This is a genomic window from Amycolatopsis viridis, from assembly GCF_011758765.1.
Classification (GTDB): Bacteria; Actinomycetota; Actinomycetes; order Mycobacteriales; family Pseudonocardiaceae; genus Amycolatopsis_E; species Amycolatopsis_E viridis.
This window is the reverse complement of record NZ_JAANOU010000001.1, coordinates 76,121-98,772: the sequence shown is the minus strand read 5'-3', so window position 1 is coordinate 98,772 and position 22,652 is coordinate 76,121. Positions and strand designations below refer to the sequence as shown.

20 protein-coding genes are annotated in these 22,652 nt (G+C 72.7%); 9 read left to right on the top strand and 11 right to left on the bottom strand.

What is annotated here, in order from left to right:
• The first annotated feature begins 18 nt into the window (after positions 1 to 18).
• From FHX46_RS00490 to FHX46_RS00480, 3 genes are read left to right on the top strand one after another with little or no spacing between them, the layout of a single operon-like run.
• Positions 19 to 1,164: a betaine/proline/choline family ABC transporter ATP-binding protein gene (locus tag FHX46_RS00490; protein ID WP_167120952.1), complete on the top strand. Its 1,146-nt coding sequence runs from the start codon at positions 19 to 21 to the stop codon at positions 1,162 to 1,164.
• Positions 1,161 to 1,937, top strand: coding sequence for an ABC transporter permease (locus FHX46_RS00485; protein WP_167109690.1), 777 nt, complete (start codon positions 1,161 to 1,163; stop codon positions 1,935 to 1,937). Before FHX46_RS00490 ends, FHX46_RS00485 begins: the two co-directional genes overlap by 4 nt.
• Positions 1,934 to 2,896 (top strand): glycine betaine ABC transporter substrate-binding protein, encoded by a 963-nt coding sequence (locus tag FHX46_RS00480; RefSeq protein WP_167109689.1) that lies wholly within the window; start codon positions 1,934 to 1,936, stop codon positions 2,894 to 2,896. Before FHX46_RS00485 ends, FHX46_RS00480 begins: the two co-directional genes overlap by 4 nt.
• A gap of 4 nt (positions 2,897 to 2,900) precedes the next feature.
• Here the strand turns inward: FHX46_RS00480 and FHX46_RS00475 are convergent, their stop codons facing one another.
• Positions 2,901 to 3,365, bottom strand: a complete 465-nt coding sequence (locus FHX46_RS00475; protein ID WP_167109688.1) for a DUF6474 family protein — start codon at positions 3,363 to 3,365, stop codon at positions 2,901 to 2,903.
• A 103-nt stretch (positions 3,366 to 3,468) separates the two neighbouring features.
• Here FHX46_RS00475 and FHX46_RS00470 point away from each other — a divergent pair, with 103 nt between their 5' ends.
• Positions 3,469 to 5,103 carry a TM0106 family RecB-like putative nuclease gene (locus FHX46_RS00470; protein ID WP_167109687.1) on the top strand — a complete coding sequence of 545 codons (1,635 nt, stop codon included), beginning with the start codon at positions 3,469 to 3,471 and terminating at the stop codon, positions 5,101 to 5,103.
• Here FHX46_RS00470 and FHX46_RS00465 read toward each other — a convergent pair.
• Positions 5,087 to 5,794: a TioE family transcriptional regulator gene (locus tag FHX46_RS00465; RefSeq protein ID WP_167109686.1), complete on the bottom strand. Its 708-nt coding sequence runs from the start codon at positions 5,792 to 5,794 to the stop codon at positions 5,087 to 5,089. The genes FHX46_RS00470 and FHX46_RS00465 overlap by 17 nt on opposite strands.
• An 80-nt stretch (positions 5,795 to 5,874) precedes the next feature.
• Between FHX46_RS00465 and FHX46_RS00460 the strand changes: the two genes are divergently transcribed.
• Positions 5,875 to 7,023 (top strand): erythromycin esterase family protein, encoded by a 1,149-nt coding sequence (locus FHX46_RS00460; protein WP_167109685.1) that lies wholly within the window; start codon positions 5,875 to 5,877, stop codon positions 7,021 to 7,023.
• 21 nt (positions 7,024 to 7,044) lie between these two features.
• Here FHX46_RS00460 and FHX46_RS00455 read toward each other — a convergent pair whose 3' ends face one another.
• Positions 7,045 to 7,803 carry an SDR family NAD(P)-dependent oxidoreductase gene (locus FHX46_RS00455; protein ID WP_167109684.1) on the bottom strand — a complete coding sequence of 253 codons (759 nt, stop codon included), beginning with the start codon at positions 7,801 to 7,803 and terminating at the stop codon, positions 7,045 to 7,047.
• Positions 7,804 to 7,961: 158 nt separating this feature from the next.
• Here FHX46_RS00455 and FHX46_RS00450 point away from each other — a divergent pair, with 158 nt between their 5' ends.
• Complete coding sequence (locus FHX46_RS00450) at positions 7,962 to 9,266, top strand: UDP-glucose dehydrogenase family protein (RefSeq protein ID WP_167109683.1); 1,305 nt, start codon at positions 7,962 to 7,964, stop codon at positions 9,264 to 9,266.
• Between the two features lie 41 nt (positions 9,267 to 9,307).
• On the opposite strand, the gene FHX46_RS00445 is transcribed toward FHX46_RS00450, so the two are convergent.
• The 3 genes from FHX46_RS00445 to FHX46_RS00435 are packed head-to-tail and all read right to left on the bottom strand — an operon-like array spanning position 9,308 to position 12,162.
• Positions 9,308 to 10,180 carry a VOC family protein gene (locus FHX46_RS00445; protein WP_167109682.1) on the bottom strand — a complete coding sequence of 291 codons (873 nt, stop codon included), beginning with the start codon at positions 10,178 to 10,180 and terminating at the stop codon, positions 9,308 to 9,310.
• A complete protein-coding gene (locus FHX46_RS00440; protein ID WP_167109681.1) occupies positions 10,173 to 10,697 on the bottom strand; it encodes an RNA polymerase sigma factor in 525 nt (174 codons plus the stop codon). The genes FHX46_RS00445 and FHX46_RS00440 overlap by 8 nt, the downstream gene beginning before the upstream one ends.
• A gap of 52 nt (positions 10,698 to 10,749) precedes the next feature.
• Positions 10,750 to 12,162 carry an MFS transporter gene (locus FHX46_RS00435; RefSeq protein ID WP_167109680.1) on the bottom strand — a complete coding sequence of 471 codons (1,413 nt, stop codon included), beginning with the start codon at positions 12,160 to 12,162 and terminating at the stop codon, positions 10,750 to 10,752.
• Between the two features lie 101 nt (positions 12,163 to 12,263).
• On the opposite strand from FHX46_RS00435, the gene FHX46_RS00430 reads away from it, so the two are divergent.
• The 3 genes from FHX46_RS00430 (at position 12,264) to FHX46_RS00420 (ending at position 14,956) form a co-directional block, all read left to right on the top strand.
• Positions 12,264 to 13,097 (top strand): helix-turn-helix transcriptional regulator, encoded by an 834-nt coding sequence (locus FHX46_RS00430; protein ID WP_167109679.1) that lies wholly within the window; start codon positions 12,264 to 12,266, stop codon positions 13,095 to 13,097.
• Positions 13,098 to 13,229: 132 nt separating this feature from the next.
• Entirely contained in the window at positions 13,230 to 14,288 is a 1,059-nt protein-coding gene (locus FHX46_RS00425) for a sensor histidine kinase (RefSeq protein ID WP_167120950.1), read from the top strand.
• Positions 14,285 to 14,956 (top strand): response regulator, encoded by a 672-nt coding sequence (locus FHX46_RS00420; RefSeq protein ID WP_167109678.1) that lies wholly within the window; start codon positions 14,285 to 14,287, stop codon positions 14,954 to 14,956. The genes FHX46_RS00425 and FHX46_RS00420 overlap by 4 nt, the downstream gene beginning before the upstream one ends.
• 148 nt (positions 14,957 to 15,104) lie before the next feature.
• On the opposite strand, the gene FHX46_RS00415 is transcribed toward FHX46_RS00420, so the two are convergent.
• Genes FHX46_RS00415 through FHX46_RS00395 form a run of 5 tightly spaced genes read right to left on the bottom strand, consistent with a single transcriptional unit; the run spans position 15,105 to position 22,518 of the window.
• Positions 15,105 to 16,937: a glycosyltransferase family A protein gene (locus FHX46_RS00415; protein WP_167109677.1), complete on the bottom strand. Its 1,833-nt coding sequence runs from the start codon at positions 16,935 to 16,937 to the stop codon at positions 15,105 to 15,107.
• Positions 16,934 to 17,419 carry a hypothetical protein gene (locus FHX46_RS00410; RefSeq protein WP_167109676.1) on the bottom strand — a complete coding sequence of 162 codons (486 nt, stop codon included), beginning with the start codon at positions 17,417 to 17,419 and terminating at the stop codon, positions 16,934 to 16,936. Before FHX46_RS00410 ends, FHX46_RS00415 begins: the two co-directional genes overlap by 4 nt.
• Positions 17,416 to 19,299: a glycosyltransferase family 4 protein gene (locus FHX46_RS00405; RefSeq protein ID WP_167109675.1), complete on the bottom strand. Its 1,884-nt coding sequence runs from the start codon at positions 19,297 to 19,299 to the stop codon at positions 17,416 to 17,418. Before FHX46_RS00405 ends, FHX46_RS00410 begins: the two co-directional genes overlap by 4 nt.
• Entirely contained in the window at positions 19,296 to 21,365 is a 2,070-nt protein-coding gene (locus FHX46_RS00400; protein WP_167109674.1) for a class I SAM-dependent methyltransferase, read from the bottom strand. The genes FHX46_RS00405 and FHX46_RS00400 overlap by 4 nt, the downstream gene beginning before the upstream one ends.
• 7 nt (positions 21,366 to 21,372) lie before the next feature.
• Positions 21,373 to 22,518 carry a hypothetical protein gene (locus FHX46_RS00395; RefSeq protein WP_313885977.1) on the bottom strand — a complete coding sequence of 382 codons (1,146 nt, stop codon included), beginning with the start codon at positions 22,516 to 22,518 and terminating at the stop codon, positions 21,373 to 21,375.
• Positions 22,519 to 22,652: the final 134 nt, after the last annotated feature.

The window sequence follows — 22,652 nt, the reverse complement described above, 5'->3', positions numbered from 1 at the left end:
GACGCGGCACCGGGTGCGGTGTCCGGTGTCGAGATCCAGCTGGAGCACGTCACCAAGCGCTACCCGGGCTCCCGGCAGCCGGCGGTCGACGACGTCACCATGACCATCCCGGCCGGGAAGATCGTGATCCTGGTCGGGCCGTCCGGCTGCGGCAAGACCACCACCATGCGGATGATCAACCGCCTGATCGAACCCACCTCCGGCCGCATCACCATCGGCGGCGAGGACGCGCTGAGCCTCAACCCGGACCGGCTGCGCCGCAAGGTCGGCTACGCGATCCAGCAGGCCGGGTTGTTCCCGCACTTCACGGTCGCGCAGAACGTCGCGGTCGTGCCGGGGCTGCTCGGCTGGGACAAGAAGAAGATCGCCGACCGCGTCGAGGAGATGCTCGACCTGGTCGGACTCGATCCGGCGCAGTTCCACGACCGCTACCCGCGGCAGCTGTCGGGCGGTCAGCAGCAGCGCGTCGGGGTGGCCCGCGCGCTGGCGGCCGACCCGCCGGTGCTGCTGATGGACGAGCCGTTCGGCGCGGTCGACCCGATCACCCGCGGCAACCTGCAGGACGAGCTGTTGCGGCTCCAGTCGGAACTCGGCAAGACGATCGTGTTCGTCACGCACGACTTCGACGAGGCGGTGAAGCTCGGCGACAAGATCGCGGTGCTGGGCAACCAGTCGAAGATCCTGCAGTACGACACCCCGGACGCGATCCTGGCCAACCCGGCCGACGACACGGTCGCCGGGTTCGTCGGCGCGGGTGCCTCGCTCAAGCAGCTCACCCTGCTGCGGGTGCGCGACGTCGAGCTCAAGCAGGACACGCTGACCGCGTCGATCGGTGATCCGCCCGCCGACCTGCGGCGGAAGATGACCGAGCAGCGCCGCACCTACGCGCTGGTGCTCGACCGCCGTCGCCGCCCGGTCCGCTGGGTGCACGTCCGCGACCTCACCGCAGCGTCGTCGCTGGAGCACGTGGGCAAGCCGGTCGGCGACTTCGTGAGCCTCCAGTCCACGCTGCAGGACGCGCTCGAGGCGATGCTGGTCGAGGGCGGCGCGGTGCCGGTCACCGGATCGCGTGGCGAGTACGCCGGGATGATCGAGCTGGACACGGTCACGAGCACCATCCAGCGGCTGCGCGAGGAACACGCCGACGACGGGAGCCCGGCGTGACCACGGCCGTCGACAAGGGGTTCACCACCGAATCCGGCTCGCGCCGGGCGGAACGGGCCCGGCTGCTGGTGCAGCCCGCGGTGGTCGCGGTGGTCGTCGCCGGGGTCGTGGGATGGGCGCTGGCCAGGGACAACGACGCCATCGAGGCGGAGAACCTCAACGCCGCCCGGCTGCTGGAGGCGACCTGGCAGCACCTGCTGATCACCGTCGCGGTCGCGGTCATCGTGGTCGGGGTCGCGGTGCCGCTGGGCGCGGTGCTCACCCGCTCCTGGGCGCGGCCGGTGGCCCCGGTGTTCCTGACCATCGCGAACATCGGGCAGGCCGCACCGGCGCTCGGGGTGATCGTGCTGTTCTTCCTGTGGACCAGCTGGGAGGGGTTCTGGTGCGCGGTCCTGCCGATCGCGTTCTACTCGCTGCTGCCGGTGCTGCGGAACACGATCGTCGGCATCACTTCGGTGGACCCGGCGCTGATCGACGCCGGCCGCGGGATCGGCATGTCGGGCCGGGCGGTGCTGTTCCGGATCGAACTGCCGCTCGCGGTGCCGCTGATCCTGGCCGGCCTGCGGACCTCGCTGGTGCTCGCCGTCGGCACGGCGACGCTGGCGTTCTTCGTCAACGGCGGCGGGCTCGGCGAGCTGATCGACACCGGCTACAAGCTGAACCGGGTGCCGGTGCTGGTCACCGGGGCGATCCTGGCGGTCGGTCTCGCGCTGCTGATCGACTGGCTGGGCGCCGTGATGGAACGGGTCTTCGGTCCGAGGGGGCTGGCGTGAAGCACCGGTTGACGGCGATCCTGGGCGCCGTGCTGCTGACGACGTCGCTGACCGCGTGCGGCCTGGACGTCAACGCGGCCCTGCCCTACGACGTGAAACCCGGGTCGATCCGCCCGGTGCCGAGCCTGGACGGCGTGAACGTCGCGGTGGGGTCGAAGGACTTCACCGAGAACATCATCCTGGGCTACATGGCCGAGCTGGCGTTGTCCGCGGCCGGGGCGCACGTCACCGACCTGACCAACATCAGCGGGTCGAACTCGGCGCGGCAGGCGCTGATCAACGGTCAGATCGACGTCTCCTGGGAGTACACCGGCACGGCGTGGATCTCCTACCAGGGCAACACCCAGCCGATCCCGGACGAGAAGGCCCAGTTCGACGCGGCGAAGAAGGCCGACGAGGAGAAGTTCGGCATCACGTGGCTGGACTACTCGCCGGTGAACGACACCTACGCCTTCGCCACCACCGAGGCGTACGCGCGCCAGCACAACCTGCGGTCCACTTCGGACCTGACGGAGTTCCTGAAGCAGCATCCGGAGCAGGCGGTCTTCTGTGTGGAGACGGAGTTCGCGAGCCGGCAGGACGGGTTCCCCGGCGTGCAGCGGACGTACGGGTTCCCGGCGACGAACGTCAAGACGTTCGGCACCGGGGCGATCTACGCCGCGGTCGCCAGCGGCACCTGCAACTTCGGCGAGATCTTCACCACCGACGGCCGCATCGCCGGCCTGAACCTGCGGGTCCTGGCCGACGACAAGCGGTTCTTCCCGCAGTACAACGCGGCGGTGACGATGAAGGAGGAGTTCCTGGCCGCGCACCCCGCGGTGCGCGAGGTGCTCGAACCGGTGGCGAAGGCGCTGGACAACCAGCAGATGATCGAACTGTGCAAACAGGTCGACGTCGACGGCCGCGACCCGGGCGAGGTTGCCCGCGACTGGATGGTGTCGAAGGGGTTCGTCCGGTGACGGCTCAGACGCCGAGGCGCTGGAGCACCTGACCCTCGATGCGCTCCAGCTCGGCGCTCACCGCGTGGTGGGCGGCCCTGCGGCGGGACGCCGGCATGCGCTCCGCCGCGCGGACCGCGGCCGTCAGCTGCTCGAGCGTCGCGCGCGCGTCCTTGGCGAAGCGCGCGTCGTCGTCCGTCGCGCGTTCGCTCCCGCGCAGCTCGGTCAGCGCCTCGGACGTGCCGGCGATGCGGGCGAGCAGGTGCGCGCCGCGGCCGGTGAACTCCGACAGCTGGTCGACCGGCACCCCGAGCCGCCGCGCCTGGTAGTGGTCGTAGGCGTCGCGGACCGCGCTCGCCGCCTTGACCGCGAGCGGGGCCAGCGCCGGCGCCACCGCCGGCACCACGATCTTCGCCACGGCGACCGCGTTCCGGGCCTTCTTCGGCGTGAGACCCGTCTCGGCCGGCGTCCTGGTCTTCTTGCGAGCCATGGGCTGAATGTAGCGGCAGCCACGAGCGCGGGCATGTCCGACACGTAATGCGGCGGTCACACTCGGCGCGGAACTGTCGGAGGGGCTCTCTAGAGTAGGTGTCATGGAACCTGAGGTGCTGCTCGAGGCCGGCGCGGTGAGCCGCTGCCGTCGTCGCGTGCACCTGGAACACGACCCGGCGATGCGCGGGGTCGAGCTCGCGCCGCCCGACCCGTCGGCCGAGCAGCGCATCGCCGACGCGGCGGCCCACCGGCTGGAGATCCGCGACCGCTTGATGGCGGCGACCCCGGGCGCGGGGTGGGTGGTCGTCGACCGTGAGCTGCCGCCGCCGGAGCGCGCCGCGGCCACGCAGCAGGCGATGGCGCAGGGTGCCGAGCACATCTGGGGTGCGCTGCTGCCGGCCGACCGGGCCGGGCACCGCCGCGGCGGGGCCGAGCTGCTGGTCCGCGCCGCGGGCGGCTACCTGCCGGTGCTGGTGGTCCGGCACCGCATCACCGACCCGGGCGCGGGCGCGGTCACCACGCCGCCGCACGACCTCGACCCGCGGCACGCGATTCCGGACCCGTCGCGCAGGGTCCGCTCCCACCCGCGTGACCAGATGCGGCTCGCCCACCTGCGTCGCATGCTCCAGGCCCACGGCATGGCGGCCGAGCAGGCCGTCGGGGGTGTCATCGGCCTGGACGCCGACGTGGTGGTGTGGCACGACCTGGACGCGGCCACCTGGCCGGGCGGCCGCACGGCCCTGACGGAGTACGACGCACGGTTCGCCGACCGGCTCGCGATCGCCGAGGCCGCACGCGCCGGCGGTCCGGCGCTGGCTGAGCCGTCCCGGGTGCTGGAGTGCCGGACGTGCCCGTGGTGGCCGACGTGTGAGGCCGAGCTGACGGCGATGCGGGACGTGAGCCTGGTCGTCCGCGGCGAGGACGCGATGGAGCTGCGCCGCGCCGGCGTGTCCACAGTGGACAAACTGGCCGCGCTCGACCCGGACGACGAGCCGCCGATCGTGTGGACCTCCGGCCCGTTCGCCGACGCGGTCGCGCTGGCCAGGGCGTGGCTGGCGGACCTGACGATGGTGCGCCGCGTCCCCGGGGTCGAGGTGGCGCGCGCGGACGTCGAGGTCGACATCGACATGGAGTCCTTCGGCGAGTCGGGTGCCTACCTGTGGGGCTGCCTGCTCAGCGGCGCGGACATCGGGATCGAGCAGGGCTACCGCGCGTTCGTGACCTGGCAGCCGCTGCCCACCGGGGACGAGGCCCGGTCGTTCGCGGAGTTCTGGTCCTGGCTGCGTGAGGTGCGGGCCCGCACGGAGGCGGCGGGCCTGACGTTCCGGGCCTACTGCTACAACGCGATGGCCGAGAACCGGTGGTTGTTCGGCTCGGTCGACCGCTTCGGCGATCATCCGGGCATGCCCTCGAAGCAGGAAATCCAGTCCTTTGTGGACTCCGACGAGTGGGTCGACCTGTTCCGGTCGGTGTCCGACCAGTTCCTGTGCGCCCGCGGCAAGGGCCTGAAGGTGGTCGCCCCGGTGGCCGGCTTCACCTGGCGCGATCCGGAGGCCGGTGGCGAGGCCTCGATGCGCTGGTACCGGCAGGCCGTCGGCATGGACGGCACCGAACCCGATCTGAGCCAGCGCGACCGTCTGCTGCGCTACAACGAGGACGACGTGCGGGCCACCCACGCGCTGCGCAACTGGATGACCACCACCGCGAACAGCATCCCGTTCATGGGCGACCTGTAGGCGCCACGCGCAGGTACCGGCTGAGGTGCGCGGCCGCGTCCAGCATCGCCACCCCCTGCGCGGTCAGCTTCCCTTGCCACGCCGTCAGCGCGCCGGCCAGCGCCTCGGTTCCGCCTGCGGCCCGGATCTGCCGCACCACCGGGGCGATGTGCTCCAGCAGGTAACCGCCGCGCCGGAGCAGGTGCGCCAGCTCGGCGTCGCGGACGTCGGCGGGCTGATAGCGGCGGTACCCGGTCGCCGGGTCCCGGGTGGGCGCGACGATTCCGGCCTCCTCCCACTTGCGCAGGGTCGCCGGCGTGGCGCCGAGCCGCCGGGCGAGTTCGCCGATCGTCCGCGCCGGCCCCTCCGGCGTGGCCGGGGCCCCGGTCAGGTCGCCGATGGCCCGGCGCACCGAATCCAGGGTTTCCCGGTCGCGCAACAGCTGTGCGTGCGCGCGGTCGACGAGCGTCAGCGCGTGGTCGAGCCGGCTCTCGTGGACCGCGTTCATGATCTGCCCGGCCATCGCGTGCCCGCAGGCCCGGGCCAGCGCCAGGAACGCGCGCAGCGCCGCCGCGTGCACCTCGGTGTAGATCCGGTATCCGCTGGGGGTGCGGTCGGCGGCCGGGAGGAACCCGTCCCGCTCGTAGTTGCGGACCGTCTGGGTGGAGAGGCCGTGCTCGCGCGCGAGATCGGCGGGCTTGAAGGTGGACACCGGTTGAAACTCTACGGCACTGTTCTCCGACGATCTCGGCAAAAGCCTCAACCGTTCTTTCAACGATACGATTGAGGCTCATGGACATTCGAGAACTCCTGGACCCGACCGTCGATTTCCTGGCCCTCGGCGAGCCCACCCACCTGGAGCCGGCCTTCGCCCGGATCCGCAACGACCTGTTCGCCCAGCTGGCCGATCTCGGGTTCGCCGGGATCGCCCTGGAGACCGATCGCGTCGCCGCGCTCGCCGTGAACGACTACGTCCAGCACGGCGCGGGCAGCCTGGACGCGGTGATGCGGGACGGCTTCTCGCACCGGTTCGGCGAACTCGAGAACAACCGGCGGCTGGTCGCCTGGATGCGCGAGTACAACGAGAACCGCCCGGCCGCGCAGCGCCTCGCCTTCCACGGCTTCGACGTGTCCACCGAGATGATGAACGCTCCCAGCCCGCGTCCCTACCTCGAGCACGCCCGGGACTACCTCGGCCTCGACCACGACATCGCGGGCCTCACCGGCGACGACGAACGGTGGCACCGCACGGAGGCGGTGATGAACGCGGCCGAGTCACCCGGCGCCACGCCGGAGGCGGACCGGCTCCGCGTCATCGCCGACGACATGCTCGTGACCCTTTACGCGAGCGCACCGCTGCTGATCGCGGCGACCTCGCGCGCCGAGTGGCACCGGGCGAGGATCCACCTCACCGCCGGTCTCGGTCTCCTGCGTTACCACCGGCAGGCCGCCGAACCCGTCGACGACACCGCACGCTGGACCCGCCTGAGCGCGTTCCGCGACGCGATGATGGCCCAGAACCTGCTCGACATCCGCGACATCGAGCGCGGCCCGGTCCTGGTGTTCGCCCAGAACCGCCACCTGCAGCGCAACGAGAGCCACCTGCGCCTGGGGCCGATGGACGTGAACTGGTCCAGCGCGGGCGCCATCGTCTCGTCGCTGGCAGGCGAGCGGTACCGGCTGATCGTCGGCAGTCTGGGCCGCAGCAGGGCGATCGAGCTGGGCGAGCCGGCGCCGGAAACCTTCGAGGGCCTGCTGCAGCGGCGCATCGGAACCTGGGGTCTGGTGCCGGCGCGCGACCTCGCGCACGCGGAGACGCGCACCGACACCGACCCCATGCAGGGTTACTTCCCGCTGGACCAGGAGACCGTGGACGGCGCCGACGCGGTCCTGCACGTCAGCGCGGGCACCGGCACGCAGGCCCTGATACTGCGTGGCTAGGCGTGTTTCGAGAGCGGCTGCTCAGCGGGGTGCCATCCGGAGGGAGCCGTCCATGCGGATGACCTCACCGTTGAGGTAGTCGTGCTCGATGATGTTCAGCGCGAGCTGGGCGTACTCGTCGGGACGGCCGAGGCGCTTGGGGAACGGCACACCCGCCGCGAGGCCCGCCCGGAACTCCTCGGACACGGTGGCCAGCATCGGGGTGTCGATGATGCCGGGCGCGATCGTCATGACCCGGATGCCGTGCGAGGCGAGGTCGCGCGCGGCCGGCAGCGTCATCCCGGCGACCCCGCCCTTCGACGCGGAGTACGCCACCTGCCCGATCTGCCCGTCGAACGCCGCGACCGACGCCGTGTTGATGATGACGCCGCGGGCGTCGTCCGCGAGGGGCTCCGTCTGCGCGATCGCTTCGGCGGCCAGGGTGACGACGTTGAAGGTACCGATCAGGTTGATCTCGACGACCTTGCGGAACAGCCCCAGGTCGTGCTTGCCCTTCTTGGACAGGATCCGCGCGGACGGCCCGATGCCGGCGCAGTTCACCACCACCCGCAGCGGCGCCGCCGAGCCCGCCGCCTGCTCCACGGCCGCCGCGACCTGGTCACCGTCGGTCACATCGGCCTCGACGTAGGTGATGCCCTCGACCTTCTCCGCCTTCTCGATCCCGGCGGCGAGGTCGAGGGCGAACACGTGCGCCCCGCGTGCGGCCAGTGCCCGGGCGGTCGCCCCGCCAAGGCCCGACGCACCACCGGTGACGATCGCGGCAGTGTCCTTGATCTGCATGAATAGGTCCTTCCGTGGCGGCCACTCTGCTCTGCCCCCCGAGGTTAACGCTCGTTCGCCGCGGCACTCGCGTGGCCCTCCTCACCCGACGCGCGCCGTATCCGGCGCGGACGACTCCCGTTAGGACTGCGGTCAACTCGGGCTGTCACCGTCGGCTCATGAGCGGAGCTCGCATCGTCGTGATCGGCACCGGATACGTCGGCCTGACCACCGGGGCCTGCCTCGCCGCCCTCGGCCACCAGGTGACCTGCGTGGACGTGGACGACGTCAAGGTCGCCCGGCTCGCCGCGGGACGCGTCGACATCCTCGAACCCGGCCTGGAGGAGCTGGTCACCCGGGGGCTGGCCACCCGGCGGCTGCGGTTCGTCGTGGATTCGCGCCCGGCCGTTGCCGGCGCGGACGCGGTCTACCTGTGCGTGCCGACCCCGATGGGCGCGGGTGGCGCCGCCGACCTGCGGGCCGTCGAAGCGGTCATCGCCGAGATCGCCGACGTCCTGCCCGCCGGGTGCGCCGTGGTCACCAAGTCGACCGTCCCGGTCGGCACCGCCCAGCGCATCCGCACCCTGCTCGGCCGCGACGACGTCCCGGTGGTCGCCAACCCGGAGTTCCTGCGCGAGGGCAGCGCGGTCGCCGACTTCCTGCACCCGGACCGGATCGTCGTCGGCTCCGACGACGAGGCCGCCGCCCGCCGCGTCGCCGGTCTCTACCGCGACCTGTCCGCGCCGAACGTCGTCACCGACGCGGCGAGCGCCGAGCTGGTCAAGTACGCCGCCAACTGCTTCCTCGCGATGAAGCTGTCCTACGTCAACGCGATCGCCGAGCTGTGCGACCGGCTCGGCGCCGACATCGGGTCGGTCACCGAGGGCATGGGCCACGACCGCCGCATCGGCCGGTCGTTCCTCAAGCCCGGCCCCGGCTGGGGCGGCTCCTGCCTGCCCAAGGACACGCACGCGCTGGTGCAGGTCGCCGAATCGGTCGGGTTCGACTTCTCGTTGCTGACCGCCGCGATCGTCGAGAACATCGCGCAGCGCGACCGGATCGTCGCGAAGATCGCCGGCGCGGTGGGCGGCAGTCTCGCGGGCGCCCGGATCGGAGTGCTGGGCCTGGCGTTCAAGGCCGGCACCAACGACCTGCGCGACTCACCCGCCCTGTCGGTGTGCTCGATGCTCGCCGCGCACGGCGCTGAGGTCACCGCGTACGACCCGGCGGTGCGGGCGGCCCTGCCCGGCATGACCGTGGTCGACGACCCGTACCAGGTGGCCAAGGACGCGGACGCGATCGTCGTGCTCACCGAGTGGGCCGAGTTCACCGCGCTGGACTGGGGCTACCTCGCCGGCCTGATGCAGGGTGACGGGGTGGTGGACACGCGGAACCTGCTGGATCCGCGTGTGATCACCGATGCGGGACTGTCCTACGTGGGTCTCGGCCGCCCGCGCCCCGCCCGCGTCGCCGTACGGCACTGAGCGGCACTGAACGGCACTGGACTGCACTGGACTGCACTGACTCACGGCTGCCAGAGCCAGAACTCGATGCCCTGGTTGTCGACGCAGTCGGCGGTCAGGCCGTAGTGCTTGCGGTCCACTTCGGTCACCCGCCCGCCGGCAGCGCGGACGCGCTCGACCGCGGCGGGCACGTCGTCCACGGCGTACATCAGCTTCCAGCCGACCTGCCGTCCCGGACCGCCCCACAGGCCACCCTCCAGCCCCGGCCCGGCGAAACCCCACGCGCCTTCGACGCTGCCGGGGGTGAACCGCCAGCCGAGCACCGCGCCGTAGAACGCCTTCGCTGCCTCGTCGTCGGGCACCTGGAACGTGAAGTAGATGGCTTCGCCGTGCCGGGCGGTGTCGGTACCGCTGGCCCGGACCGGGGCCTCGGCGACCAGCCACCGCTGGCCGAACGGGTCGCGGACCGCGCCGCTCCGGCCGTGGCCGCGGTCCTCGACCGGGTTGAGCACCTCCGCGCCGCGGTCCGTCGCGCGGCGCACCACGTCGTCCACATCGGACACTTCGATGCGGATCGTCGCGCCACCCGCGGCGGTCACGTGGCCGATCTCCGGGTGCTCCTCGGCGAGCATCAGGACGCTGTCACCGATCGCGACCTCGGCGTGCCCGATCCGGCCGTCCGGCATGACGATCGGGTCGCCGCGGCGTTGCGCGCCGAACACCTCCACGTAGAAGTCCAGCGCGCGCCGTGCGTCCGGCACGGCGAGATACGGGGTCAGCGAGTGCAGTTCCGCCCGTGCGGGTGCTTCCGTTCCGGTCATCTCTCCTCCGTTCAACACAGCGCGACGCAGGCGTTCGCGCAGCTCGGCGGCGAACCTGGGGTCTGGGTCGACCGGCTGGACGGGGGCGCGGAGGGCGTCGAGGGGATCAGTCATCACGCACCTCCTCCTCCCGGTAGGCGGCCCGGAACGCGTTGCGTGCCCGGACCAGCAGGGCTTCGGTCGCGTGCACCGTCCGGCCCAGTACGTGTGCGACTTCCGGCACCGGCAGTCCGTCCAGGTACCGGAGTGTCAGTGCGGCCCGGTGGTGCGCGCCCAGCGACTCCAGCACCTCGCGGGCGAGCAGGGCGTCCAGTTCGGCGTCCCACGGATCCACCGACTCCGGTTCGGACTCGCCCACCACGCGCAGCCCGCGTTCCTCGCGTTCCCGGCGCCGCCAGTGGTCGACCAGCTTGTGCCGCGCGACCCCGATGAGCCACCGGGTGCTCACCGGCGGGGCGCCCGTGCTCCGGCACGCGTGGACGGCGCCGAGGAACGTCTCCGAGGTGAGTTCCTCGGCCACGCCCCGGTCACCGCAGCGCGCCAGCAGGTAGCCGTACACCTCCGGCAGCGCCGACTCGTACAGCTCGAGCAGCGCGAAAGCCGGGTCCGGTCGTACCCGCGGTTCGCTCACAACCCCATCGTCGTCCGGGGCGGCGGTTCTCCGACGGCTCCGCCCGGAATTTTCAGCCGCGTGGGTCCGGCAGGCGGCGCGCGGTGAGCGCGATCCCCGCCATCATGATCGCCTGCAACCCGGTGACCAGCACCAGCGCGCCCGCCATCCCGAACGGTCCGGTCAGCGCGGCGAACAGCGTGCCCAGGGTCGCCACGCCGAGCGCGAGCGAGCTCTGCTGCGTCGTGGTGAGCATCCCGCTGCCGGCGCCGGCGCTTCCCGCGGGCACCCGCGACAGCACGACCCGGAACAGGGTGGGCCCGGTCAGGCCCTGGCCGGCCCCGGTGATCAGCATGCCCGGGACGAGGGTGAGGACGGTGACCTGCGGCCAGAACGCCAGGACCGCGCCGATCAGCGCGAGCAGCCCGATGACCTGGACGGTCGTGCCGAGGACGATGACGTTGCGGCCGAGGCGCGCCACGAACCGGCTGCTGAGCAGCGACATCACCAGGAACGCGACGGCCATCGGGGTGAGCGCGAGACCCGACGCGAGCGGGCCGAGCCGCAACCCGTCCTGGAGCGTGAGCGCGTAGACGAACAGGAACCCGCCGAAGCCGACGAAGAACGGCACGGCCACGGTCAGCCCGCGCCGCATGCTCGGCATCCGCACCACCGACGGTGGCAGCAGCGGCGTGACACCACGTGCCTCCAACCGCCGTTCGACGTGCACGAACGCGGCCGCGGCGAACGGGAACGCGCCGAGCAGGACCCAGCACCACACCGGCCAGCCCAGTGCGCGGCCTTCCATCAGGGGGACCAGCAGGGTGAGCAGGGTCAGTCCGAGCAGTGCCGTGCCGCGGCCGTCCACGCCGAGCGGGTCGTGCGCGCGGGTCTCCGGCAGCAGGCGGCGGGCCAGCACCAGCCCGGCCAGTCCGATCGGGACGTTGACCAGGAAGATCGGCCGCCAGCCGCTGCCGGCCAGGTCGGCGGACACCAGGACCCCGCCGAGCAGCTGGCCGACGACCATCGCGATCCCGCCGGTGGCGCCGTAGTAGCCGATCGTGCGCGAGCGCTGCTCACCGCTCGTCGTGGCCTGGATGATCGAGAGCACCTGCGGCACCATCAGCGCGGCCGCGGCGCCCTGCGCGATGCGGGCCGCGACGAGCACGCCCGCGGTCGGCGCGATCCCGCAGACCAGCGAGGTGAGGGTGAACGCGGCCAGGCCGAGGGAGAACACGCGGCGGTGGCCGAGCGCGTCCCCGAGCCGGCCGCCGATGACGAGCAGCAGGGCGAAGGCGATGCCGTACCCGGCGACGATCCACTCCAGGGTGGCGGTCGTCGTGTGCAGATCGGCGTTGATCGTGGGCAGGGCGACGTTCACGATGAACAGGTCGATGGGTGCCAGTGCCGCGCCCAGCAGGACGGTGGCCAGACCGCCGCGGGTGAGCGCCGGCCGGGTCACGGCCGGGGCGAGGGTTGTCGTCATGGCTACTACGATCAACCGCGCCGGAACCTGGTACCAGAGTGTGGTTATCCAGGTATCGGAAGTACCTGGTAACAGGATCAGGGGTGTGTCAGGCTGGCATCATGACCAGCACTGTGGCCGTCTCCACCGAGGAGATCCGCCGTCGTGAACTCGCGTCGTTCCTGCGCAGCCGCCGCGAGCGGATCTCGCCGGAGCAGGTCGGGCTACCGTCCAGCGGCCGGCGGCGCACGCCCGGCCTGCGCCGCGAGGAAGTCGCCCAGCTCGCCGGGGTGGGCGTCACCTGGTACACGTGGCTGGAGCAGGGCCGCGACATCCACGCCTCCGAGCAGGTGCTGAACGCGATCGCCCGGACCCTGCGCCTCGACCCGTACGAGCGCAGCCACCTCTACACCCTCGCCGGCGTGCCGGAACCGCCGATCCAGAAGGAGTGCGGGGTCGTCACGCCCCAGGTCAGGGCGATCCTGGACCAGCTGGAGCCGTTCCCCGCCGCGGTCCAGAACGCGCGCACCGACATCCTCGCCTACAACGCCACCTACGACTGGCTGATGGACGTGGACAGCATCCCGTTCGAGGAGCGCAACTCACTGTTGCTGTGCTTCACGAACCCGCGGTGGCGTTCCCGGCTGCGGGACTGGGCCGACGGTATGCCGCGCACGGTCGCGCAGTTCCGCGCCTCGATGGCCGAGCACATCGCCGAACCGAGCTGGAAGGCGCTGGTCAAGCGGCTGCGGCAGGAGTCCCCCGAGTTCGAGGCGGTCTGGAACCAGCACGACGTGCAGCCGATGCGCAACCTGACGAAGGTGTTCATGCACCCGGAAGCCGGCCTGCTCAGCTTCGACTACACCCACCTGTGGTTCGGCCGGCACTCCGAGGTCCGGCTGACCACCTACACCCCCGCGGACAGCGAGACGGCCGAGAAGATCGCCGCGCGCTGAGGTCCCCGCAGCCGGCCTGGCCCCCCGGTACCGCGGTGGTCGTAATCCAAGTGCCGCTTTTCGACGGACGCGCCGCGCCGTCGTCTGCCGTAGCTTCGGGACGTGCGCGAACCCCGCCGGTGGCCGGCTCTCGTGGACGTGGTGCTCACCCTCGTCCCGATGGCGTTCGTGCTGGGGGCGACCACCGGGGCCGGCCGGTTCCAGGGCCACCCGCTGGGCGCTGCCGGTTACCTGTGGCTCGCCGCCGCCGCGTTGCCGCTGGTCGCCGTGCGGCGGGTGCCGTTGCCGGTCTTCGCCGTCACCGCGGCCCTGACCGGCGCGTACTACGTCTCCGGACAGCCGGGCGGCCCGGCGATCGTGCTGCCGACCATCGCGTTGTTCGTGCTGACCCGCACGAGGGGACCGCTCGTCGCGGGGATTGCCGGGTCGGTCGTCGTCGTGGCCGCACTGGCCGGGCGCCTCGCCACCGGGGTCACGCTCGTCGTCTGGCTGGTCGCGGTCCTCGGCATCGGGACCGCCGTCCGCAACCGGGTCGCCGCGACCCGGGCCGCCGCGCAGGAGACCGCCGAACGGCAGTCCCGGCTCGCCGAGCAGGAGCGGCTCCGGATCGCCCGCGAGGTGCACGACGTGGTCGCGCACAGCCTCGCCATGATCAACGTCCAGGCCGGGGTCGCGGTGCACGTCGCCGATCGGCGGCCCGACCAGGCCGTCGCCGCGCTGCGGGCGATCAAGGAGGCCAGTGCCACCGCGCTGGCCGACCTGCGCGCCACCGTCACGGTCCTGCGCTCCGGTCAGGGACTCGGCCCCGCGCCCAGCCTGGACCAGCTCGACGAGCTGCTCGACCACGCCCGCGCGACCGGTCTCGTCGTGCGCGTGCACGGCTCGCCGGGCGACCTGCCCGCCCCGGTCGATGCCGCGGCCTACCGCATCCTGCAGGAATCGCTGACCAACGTGATCCGGCACGCCAACCAGCCCAGCACGGTCGACATCCGCTTCACCCGGCACGACGGCTCCTTCACGCTCGTCGTGCGTGACGACGGCCGCGGCGCCACGACGCCGGTCGACGGCAACGGGATGCGCGGCATGCGGGAACGCGCCGCCGCGCTGGGCGGCGAGGTCGCGGCCCGGGTGGTGGACGGCGGCATCGAACTGCGCGCGGAACTCCCCTTGGAGAAGCTGGAGGAGCGATGATCCGGGTCGTGCTCGCCGACGACCAGGCGCTGGTGCGCGCCGGGTTCCGGGTGCTGCTGGAGACCGAGGACGGTTTCGAGGTCTGCGGGGAGGCGGCCGACGGCGCGCAAGCGCTTGCGCTAGCCCGCGAGCACCGGCCGGACGTCGTCGTCATGGACATCCGCATGCCCGGGGTGGACGGGCTGACCGCGACCCGTGAGATCACCGCCGACCCCGGCCTCGACGGGGTGAAAGTGCTGGTCCTGACCACCTTCGACGTCGACGAGTACGTCTTCCAGGCGTTGCGTGCCGGCGCGAGCGGATTCCTGCTCAAGGACACCGAACCGGTCGAGCTGCTCCGTGCGCTACGCGTGATCGCCGCGGGTGAGGCGCTGCTCGCCCCGACCGTCACGCGGCGGCTGATCAGCGAGTTCGTCGGACGGCCGGAGAACCGGCGTGTCGACACCGGCGCCGTCCCGCAGATCACCGACCGCGAACGCGAGGTGCTGGCCCTCGTCGCGGGAGGACTGTCCAACGACGAGATCGCAGTACAGCTGGTCATCTCCACCGCCACCGCGCGCACGCACGTCAGCCGCATCATGACGAAGCTCGGCGCGCGCGACCGCGCCCAGCTGGTGGTGCTCGCCTACGAGTCCGGTCTGGTCGCCCCGCGCGGCTCGCGCCCGTGACGCAGCACGACCACCAGCCGCACCAGGAACACCACGCCGAGCAGGCCGACGAGGCCGATCTGAAGCCACATCCGCGCCTCCTTCCGGTGACCGATGCTGTGTCTTTCAGGCGCGCGAGAGTGGGATGAGGTTGCCCGACACGCCCATCTCACTCGATGGGGGCGGCCGGTGCACCGGCGAGGATTCGCGTCAGCGACCAGACGCGGTGCGGATCGAGGTCCACCGGGCGCGGTGCCGGATCGGGCCGCAAGCGGCTCAGCAGGACCTGCTGGACCAGCGAGCTCGGACGGTCGTGGGCCGCCAGCCGGCGCCAGAAGACGTGGTCCTCCAGGCCGTCCACCAGCGGGTCGTCGGTCCATCCGCCGAACGACTCGAGCACGGCCCGGCGCACCAGGTACCCGCTGCCCAGATAGGGCAGCTCGGCCAGCCGCCGGTCCTCCGGCGGCAACGCGCCGACCAGGCCCTCGACCGGGTCGGCGACCGGGCAGTGCACGACGTCCGCTCCGTCGGAAGCGGCGACGAGGCGTTCCAGCAGCCGCCGCGACGCACGCATGCCGCCGTCGAGCACCAGCAGCCACGGCGCGGATGAGCGTTCCAGCAGCCGGTTGCGCGTGTAGCCGCGGCCCAGCGGCAGCTCGTGCCGCAGCAGGTCGGCCGCGCGCGGGCGGGGGCGCGGCGCGACACCGTCCTCCCCGGCGAGGATCCGGCGGGGCAGCACGGTCCCGGTGAGCAGGTCGCGCACCAGCGACTCCGGGTCGGGCTCGCCCGGACGGCGGACCAGCAGCACGTCCACGGCCGCCCGTTCGGCGTCCGGGAACACTGTGGGCACCACCGACGGCGACCAGTCCACCCCGGACGTGCGGCGTGCGTCCGCGGTCTGCTGACCCATCCGGGTGGCCAGCGCCGGGTTCGCCGGGGGAGCACCGAGCGAGCGGGTGCCGGCGAACCGGACGTCCCACGACGGGGTGTCGACGGCCAGCGGCCGCGGCCCGGCGTCCACCACGTCCACCACGTCCACCACGTCCACCACTGTCTGGGCAGGTGGCGGGCCCGCGGGCACCCCGGGCGAGGCGGCGAGCACCCCTTCGGCCAGCTCGACCAGCATCTTCGCGGACGCCAGCGGGTCGAGCGCGGTGCGCACGAACTCGTACCCGGCCATCCGCAGGTCGCGTTCCCGCTGCGGGTCCGCGGCGAGTGCGGCGGCCGCCGCACCGAGCGACTCCGGCCGCGTAACGACCAGGTGCGTGCCCGGCACCAGCGGCGCCAGGTCGGTCGACGGCTCGGTCAGCACCACGCAGCCGTTGCACAGCGCCTCCAGCACCCGCACCCATTCCAGGGCCCGTGACCGCTCGCGGTGCAGGTTGAGCAGGAATCGCGAGTTCGCCAGGTGTGCGAACTTCGCCTCGCCCGGCAGGAAATCGACACGCCGCGGCCCCATCGGTTCGTGCGGCGGGGTGAGCAACCGGACCCGCAGGTCCGCCAGGTCGGCGGCGTAGGACGCGAGCAGCAGCGAACGACGCCGCTCCGCGGTGCCCAGGTAGGTCACGTCGATCTCCCGCGCGCGGTCCGGATCGCCGCCCCAGGCGTCCCACAGCGGTGAGTAGCCGAGCTGGAAGTGCTCGACCGGGATGCCCCGGCGACGCAACTCGGCGGTCGAGTCGTGGTTGATGTCGACCGCACCGGCCAGCCCCGGGACCAGCGCCGCGCTGCGCTCGAACGTGGCCGTACCCGGGTGCTCCACGCAGAACGCGATGGTGCGGCGCCGCTGCTCCTCGCTCGGCCGGTCCGCCTCGGGGGTCACCACGAAGTACTCGTGCGGCACGACCACGTACACCGTGTCGCCCTCGGCGTCCGGGTAACGCCCGGTGGCCGTAGTCGCCGGGAACCCGGCGCGCCGCACCGCGTCCGCGACCACCTCCAGCAGCTCCGCCATGAACCCGGACCCGCGGCTCGCGGACACGAAGCACAGCTGAGCGGTCATGACGTCCGCCGCCGCACGGCACGCAGCGGCGCGGTGACCCGCCAGCTCACCGTCGCCCGCGTCGCTTCCAGTTCCCGCGCCAGCTCGGCGGCCCGTTGCTCGGCGGCGAGGGTGCCGTTCTCGACCGGGGGTTCGGGCGGGGTCGCGCCGGACAACCGCAGCTCGGCGTCCAGCAGCCGCAGCCGTAGCCGGTCCCGCTCGGTGCGGGTCTCGGCCAGCTCGGCGCGCAGCGCATCCCGTTCGGCGCGGGCGACCAGCACGTCCCGCGCCAGCGCATCGGCCTGCGCGGCCCGCTCGGTGACGCCGGCGAGCTGCTCGGTCTGCTGCACCAGCTGGTCCCGGTGCCGGCTCACCTCGCGGATCTGCAGCTCGGCCTCGCGCAGCTCGGTGCGCAGCCGTTCCCGCTCTTCGGTGAACGCGACCCGCTCGGCCCGCAGCCGGGTCAGTTCGGCTCGCACCGCGCCGGGCAGCTCGTCGGTCATCCCCGCTCCTTCACCAGCTCGGTGAGCACGTCGGCGTATTCGGCGGCGTAGCCCGCCGGGTCGAGCCAGCCGTGCAGCTTCTCGTAGGCGTTCGCGGCGATCGTGCGCCGCCGGTCCGCCGGGGTGTCCAGGGCACGCAGCAACGCGACGGTCAGCGCGTCCGCGTCGTTGGGCTCGAACAGCCAGCCGCTGTGCCCGTCGGTGATCATCTCGCGGGCGCCGAACACGTCGCTCGCCACGACCGGGAGGCCGCAGCACACCGCCTCCAGGATCGACCGCGGCAGCGACTCCACGTCGGAACTGTTCACGAACAGGTCGGCGGCCTCGAACCACGGCGCGGGGTCGCGCTGGATCGGCACCAGGTCCACCCGGTCCGCGAGCCCGGTCCGCTCGGTGAACCCGGCCAGCGCCAGCCCGTACGGCGACGGGTGGTGCCCGACGATGCTCAGCTGGATCTCCGGGTGCGCGCGCCGCACCCGGTCCATCGCGCTGATCAGCAGGCCCTGGCCCTTGCGCGGTTCCAGTACGCCGACGTTGAGCAGCAGCGTGGTGTCCTCGGCGATCCCCAGCTTCCGCCGGGCGGCGCGACGGTCGCGTTCGGACACCCGACCGCCGCGGGCGACCATCGGTGTGCCGTACCGGATCGTGCGGCAGCGCGCCGGACTGGAGAACGGCAGGAACATCTCCCGCGTGGCGTCGGCGACGAACAGCAGCCGGTCCGCCGCCCGCAGCGTGTTCAGCCACCGTTCGCGCACCGGCGGAACCAGCCCCGCCGGGCCCCAGTTCTGGTAGGCGAAGTCGGCGAGGTCGAAGCTCTCGTGCAGCACCCACGCGGTCGGCAGCCCGGCGCGGATCGCCGCGTCCGCACCGGGGAAGGCGCCGAGCGTGTTCACCAGCGCGACCGCGGCGTCGGTGCCGCGCGCGAACTGGGCCAGCTCCGCGATGTGGCCCTCGTAGGAGGCGACGTCGTGCACCCGGTACGGCGAAGTGAGGTGCACGTCGATGCCGTGGGCCGCGCAGTCCGCGCGCAGTTCGCCGTCCAGCTGGCTGACCACCGTGATCCGCCAGCCGTGCCGGGTCGCGAGCCGGTCCAGCAGTTCCTGCAGCCACAACTGCCCGCCGCCGACCGCGAGGCTGTGCGTGAACACCAGCAGGTGCCGGGGATCGGTGGTTTCCCGGGGCCGGGCCAGGGCCTTGCGTGTGCGCTCGGCGAGTTCCGCCGCGAGCGCCAGGTCCGCCTCCTCGGCCGGCGGGTTGGACAGCACGACCTCGCGGGCCTCCGAGGTCCACTCCCCGGACAGCTCACCCCGGACGCGCACCCGCACCGACAGCGCGCGGTCCGCACCCGGCGGCAGGTCCACCGGCACCCGGGCCTCGAACCCGCTGACCGCGGCGTCCGGGAAATCCGGCAGGTGGTCGGCCACGTCCGGGCGCGGCAGGCGGGTGCGGGCGCGGACCGGCTCACCGCCGTCGACGAGGACCTCGACCAGCGACGGGGCCCGCGAGTCGAGCAGCACCCAGCCGTGCACGAACACGACGTCGCCCTGCGGGTTGTCGCCGGCCTTCGGGGTGTCGATCTCGTACAGCCGCAGCGGTTCCTCGTCGCCGGACCGGCCGACCTCGACGACGGCGCTGGTCAGCGGGGCACCGTTCGCCGCGCGGACCACCACCTCGTGCCGCCCCGTCGGCACCGGCCCCGGTGTGCGGATCAGCAGACCGGTCGTGCCGGGCGGCTCGGCCCCGGTGGAGTCCGGGCGCACCTCGGCCACCTGCCGTCCGATGTGGACGGTCACGTGGTCGCCGGTGGTGACCCACCCGCGCAGCTCGAACAGGTGCCCGAGCGGCCGTCCCGGCCGCACCAACCCGGCCGCTGCGTTCATCGTTCCGCCTTCACCGTCTCGTCGGCGTCCTTGGCCAGGATCAACACGTCCTGGTGGCCGTCCCAGCCCGCCTCGACGTACCCCGCGAGCCGCAACTGCGGGGTGAGGACGTGCCCGGTCACCCACTCCGGCGCGGACAGCGAGATGCCGTACCCGGACCGGCCGGGGTAGTCGGCGTACCCGAACCCGGAGGCCCGGTAGTCCGCGAGCACGCGGGCGTGGTCCTCCGCGGTCAGGCCGTACCCGGCGCCGCTGGTCATCCGCCAGGCGACGCGACGGCCGTGCGTGGTGACCACCGCGACGCCGCCCGGCGCTAGGACTCGCTCGAAAAAGCCGAGCAGCGCGTCCCACGCCGGGACGTCCAGGTGGGTCAGGACCGAACCGCACCAGATCAGGTCGATGTCGCTGACCGGTGGGATCTCCTCGATCCGCCCGGACGCGGGCAGCCCGGTGGCGCCGAAGAACCGCACGCAGTGCTCGACGCCGCTGGTGTCGATGTCCGAGGCGATCAGCTCGGCGTCCGGGAACGCGGCCCGGAACGTGCGCAGCACCCGGCCGTAGCCGCAGCCGATGTCCAAGACGCGGCGCGGTGAAGGCCGACCGGCGGCCTGCAACCCGTGCAGGCAGGCCCGCAACGCCTGGCCGGCCACTGCGAAGTAGTGTCCGGTGTCGCCGCGGAACGTCGAGTCGCCGGGTGCGATGATCCGGTCAACCCGCGTCATCGTGCGGGCGACGCGTGCGTCCAATTCGGTCGGTCCGGCCGGTGCCAGCCCGGTTTCTTCGGCGAGACGCCGGCGCCACGCCAGCCGCATCGCGTCCCGGTCGTGATCCAGTCCAGGGCCGGAGGTGATCCCGCACCGGCGGATCGCCTGGAACTCCGCTTCCCGCTCGGCGGCCGCGTCCACGAAGCTCACCGGCCGGTCCAGCAGGACGCCGAGCCACGCGGCCAGGTCCCGCACCGTCGTGCCCGGCGCGGCCCCGGACCAGCCGGCGCGGGCGAGCTGGTCGGCGAGCAGCAGCAGGCCGCGGTCGATCACCTCGTCCACGGTCGTGCCGTCCCGCACCCACTCCAGGTCGATGGCCCGCGGCGGGTCCGCCAACAGCACGTTGGCCGGGATCAGGTCCCACGACGGGTCCGCCCGCACCAGGTCCGCCCACGCGGTGAGCAGTTCACCGGCGCGCCACGGCTGTCCGGTCAGGACCTCGGGCAGGGTCGGCGCGTCCACCACCAGGTCCGTCCACGCGCGCACGGCGACCGGGCCGGGTTCCTGCGGCAGCAGGGGAGTGCGGCGGATCTCGCCCCCGACCACGTCCGCGCGCGTGCACCAGCGGGCCGCGCGGTCGGTGTTGAAGTAGGTGGCGAGCACGCCGTCCGGCCACAGGCCGGTGGTGGGTTCGCCGGCCGAGGCGAGGAACACCAGACCGTCCACGGTGTCCAGACCGAGGCCGCCCTCAACGAGTTCGGCCCAGCGCTCGTCGCGCCCGGACAGCTCGACGGCGAGCCGTGGATGCCGTTCCAGCAGCTCCCCGGTGATCACGGCCCGGGTGACGCGGTGGTCCGGCAGGCAGCCGAGGACCCGCTGGACGGTCAGCCCGGCGGTGGCCAGCTCCCGTTCCCACCGGCGCCGGGACCGGCCACCGGGTCGGCCCACCCCGAGCCGGTTCGGCACCGCCAGGACCAGCGCACCGCCCGGCCGCACGCGGTCCGCGTGCTCGACGCCGGATGCCACGACCACGTCGTAGCGCTCGTCCGGAACCGCGTCGAGCACCCGCACGCCGGGTAGATCGGCGGTGCGCGTTCGCACCACGCCGGCGCGGGCCGGGTCCGGTTCGACCGCATCGACCCGCGCCACCCGTTCCCCGAGATACCTGGTCACCGCGCCGTAACCGGCGCCCACCTCGAGCACATGCGCGTCCGCCGGCAGCCGCAGCGCGCGCAGCACGTTCGCGCGGCCGTGGTCGAGCTGGCTCCGCTCGCCCGGTTCGTGCGCGGCGAAGTGCAGCTCGTCCGACAGCGCGGTGCGGTCGGCGGCGTGGCGGATGATCTCGGCGACCAGGTCGCTCATACCGCGATCAGCTGGCCGGGTTGGACAGCAGCATCGTGTGGACGGTGCGCTGGTAAGCACCGGACAGGGCGTTCTCGTCCGCCAGGTTGCCCTGGATCACGTTGACGCGCACCACGTTGCTGCCCGACACCCAGGTGCCCCGGTACACGACGGGGGAGGCGACCAGCTTGTGGAACGCCACCTGCGGGGGCATGTCCGGCAGCGCATCGACGAGCAGCACCAGCCCGTTGCGGACGTAGTACTGGCGCATCTCGCCTGCCAGCGCGTTCGCCGTCGTCGGACTGTCGAGCGGGATGACCGTCACCGAGATCTTCTCGTTGCCGGGGCCCTTGTCGTCCGGGCTGCGTTGCGATCCCCGCCACGCGACCTCCGGCACCGAGTGGGTGCTCAGCAGCGCGGCCTCCCCGGAGTCCACGATGCCCAGTTCGACCAGCCGGTTCACCGGCAGCACACCGCTCTGGCCGTCCGCGGCGCCCTCGGTCGGTGGGATCTTGTCCAGCAACGCCTGGTTCGGCGAGTTGCTGGTGCTCGACGTCGGCGGCGCCTGCGTGGGCGTCGGGCCGGCCTGGCTGTCCCCACCGGAGGTGGTCAGGAAGATCGTCAGGCCGGCGGCCACCAGCACCACGACGGCCGCGACCGAGATCCAGGCGATCTTGCCCTTACCCGGCTTGGAGTCGAACGACTCCGGGCCCTGCCCCACCGGGCCGATCGGCGGGAAGTCCGAGCCGCCCCACGGCGGGCTCACGTCGGATTGGGGCGCGTGCCACGCCGGCTGCACGGGCTGCGGGCCGGACTGCGGAAAACCGCCGGGCGGCGCGGTCGGGAAACCCGCTGGCGGAGACGGGCTCGGCACGTACTGGGTGCGTTCCGGATCGACCGGGGGGTGGGCCTGCCAGTTCGGCGAGACGGCCTGCGTGGGCTCGGCGGAGAGGTCCGGCGGCGCCTGCTGCGGCACGCCCTGCGGCGGGCTGACCGGCGCGATCACCTGCGTCGAGTCGGCGGAGTTGTCCGGCTCCGGCTGCTGGGCGGTGTTCTCGCTGTGGGAGACCGCGGACGAGAGCACCTGGTCGCGCCGGACGCGGTAGTCGTCCGCGGAGAGCCGTCCCGAGGCAAGCTCTTCGTCCAGCTTGCGCAACTCCTCCTGCCAGGACACCCGGTAGCCCCCTAATCTGCTCTCGACGAGGCGGAACGCGTCCGCCGGACAGCGCTACGGTGACGACGCACATTGTGCACGCCTACCCCGCTCATCGCCGGTGAGGGTCATTTCGTGACCTTGTTCTGCGAGGG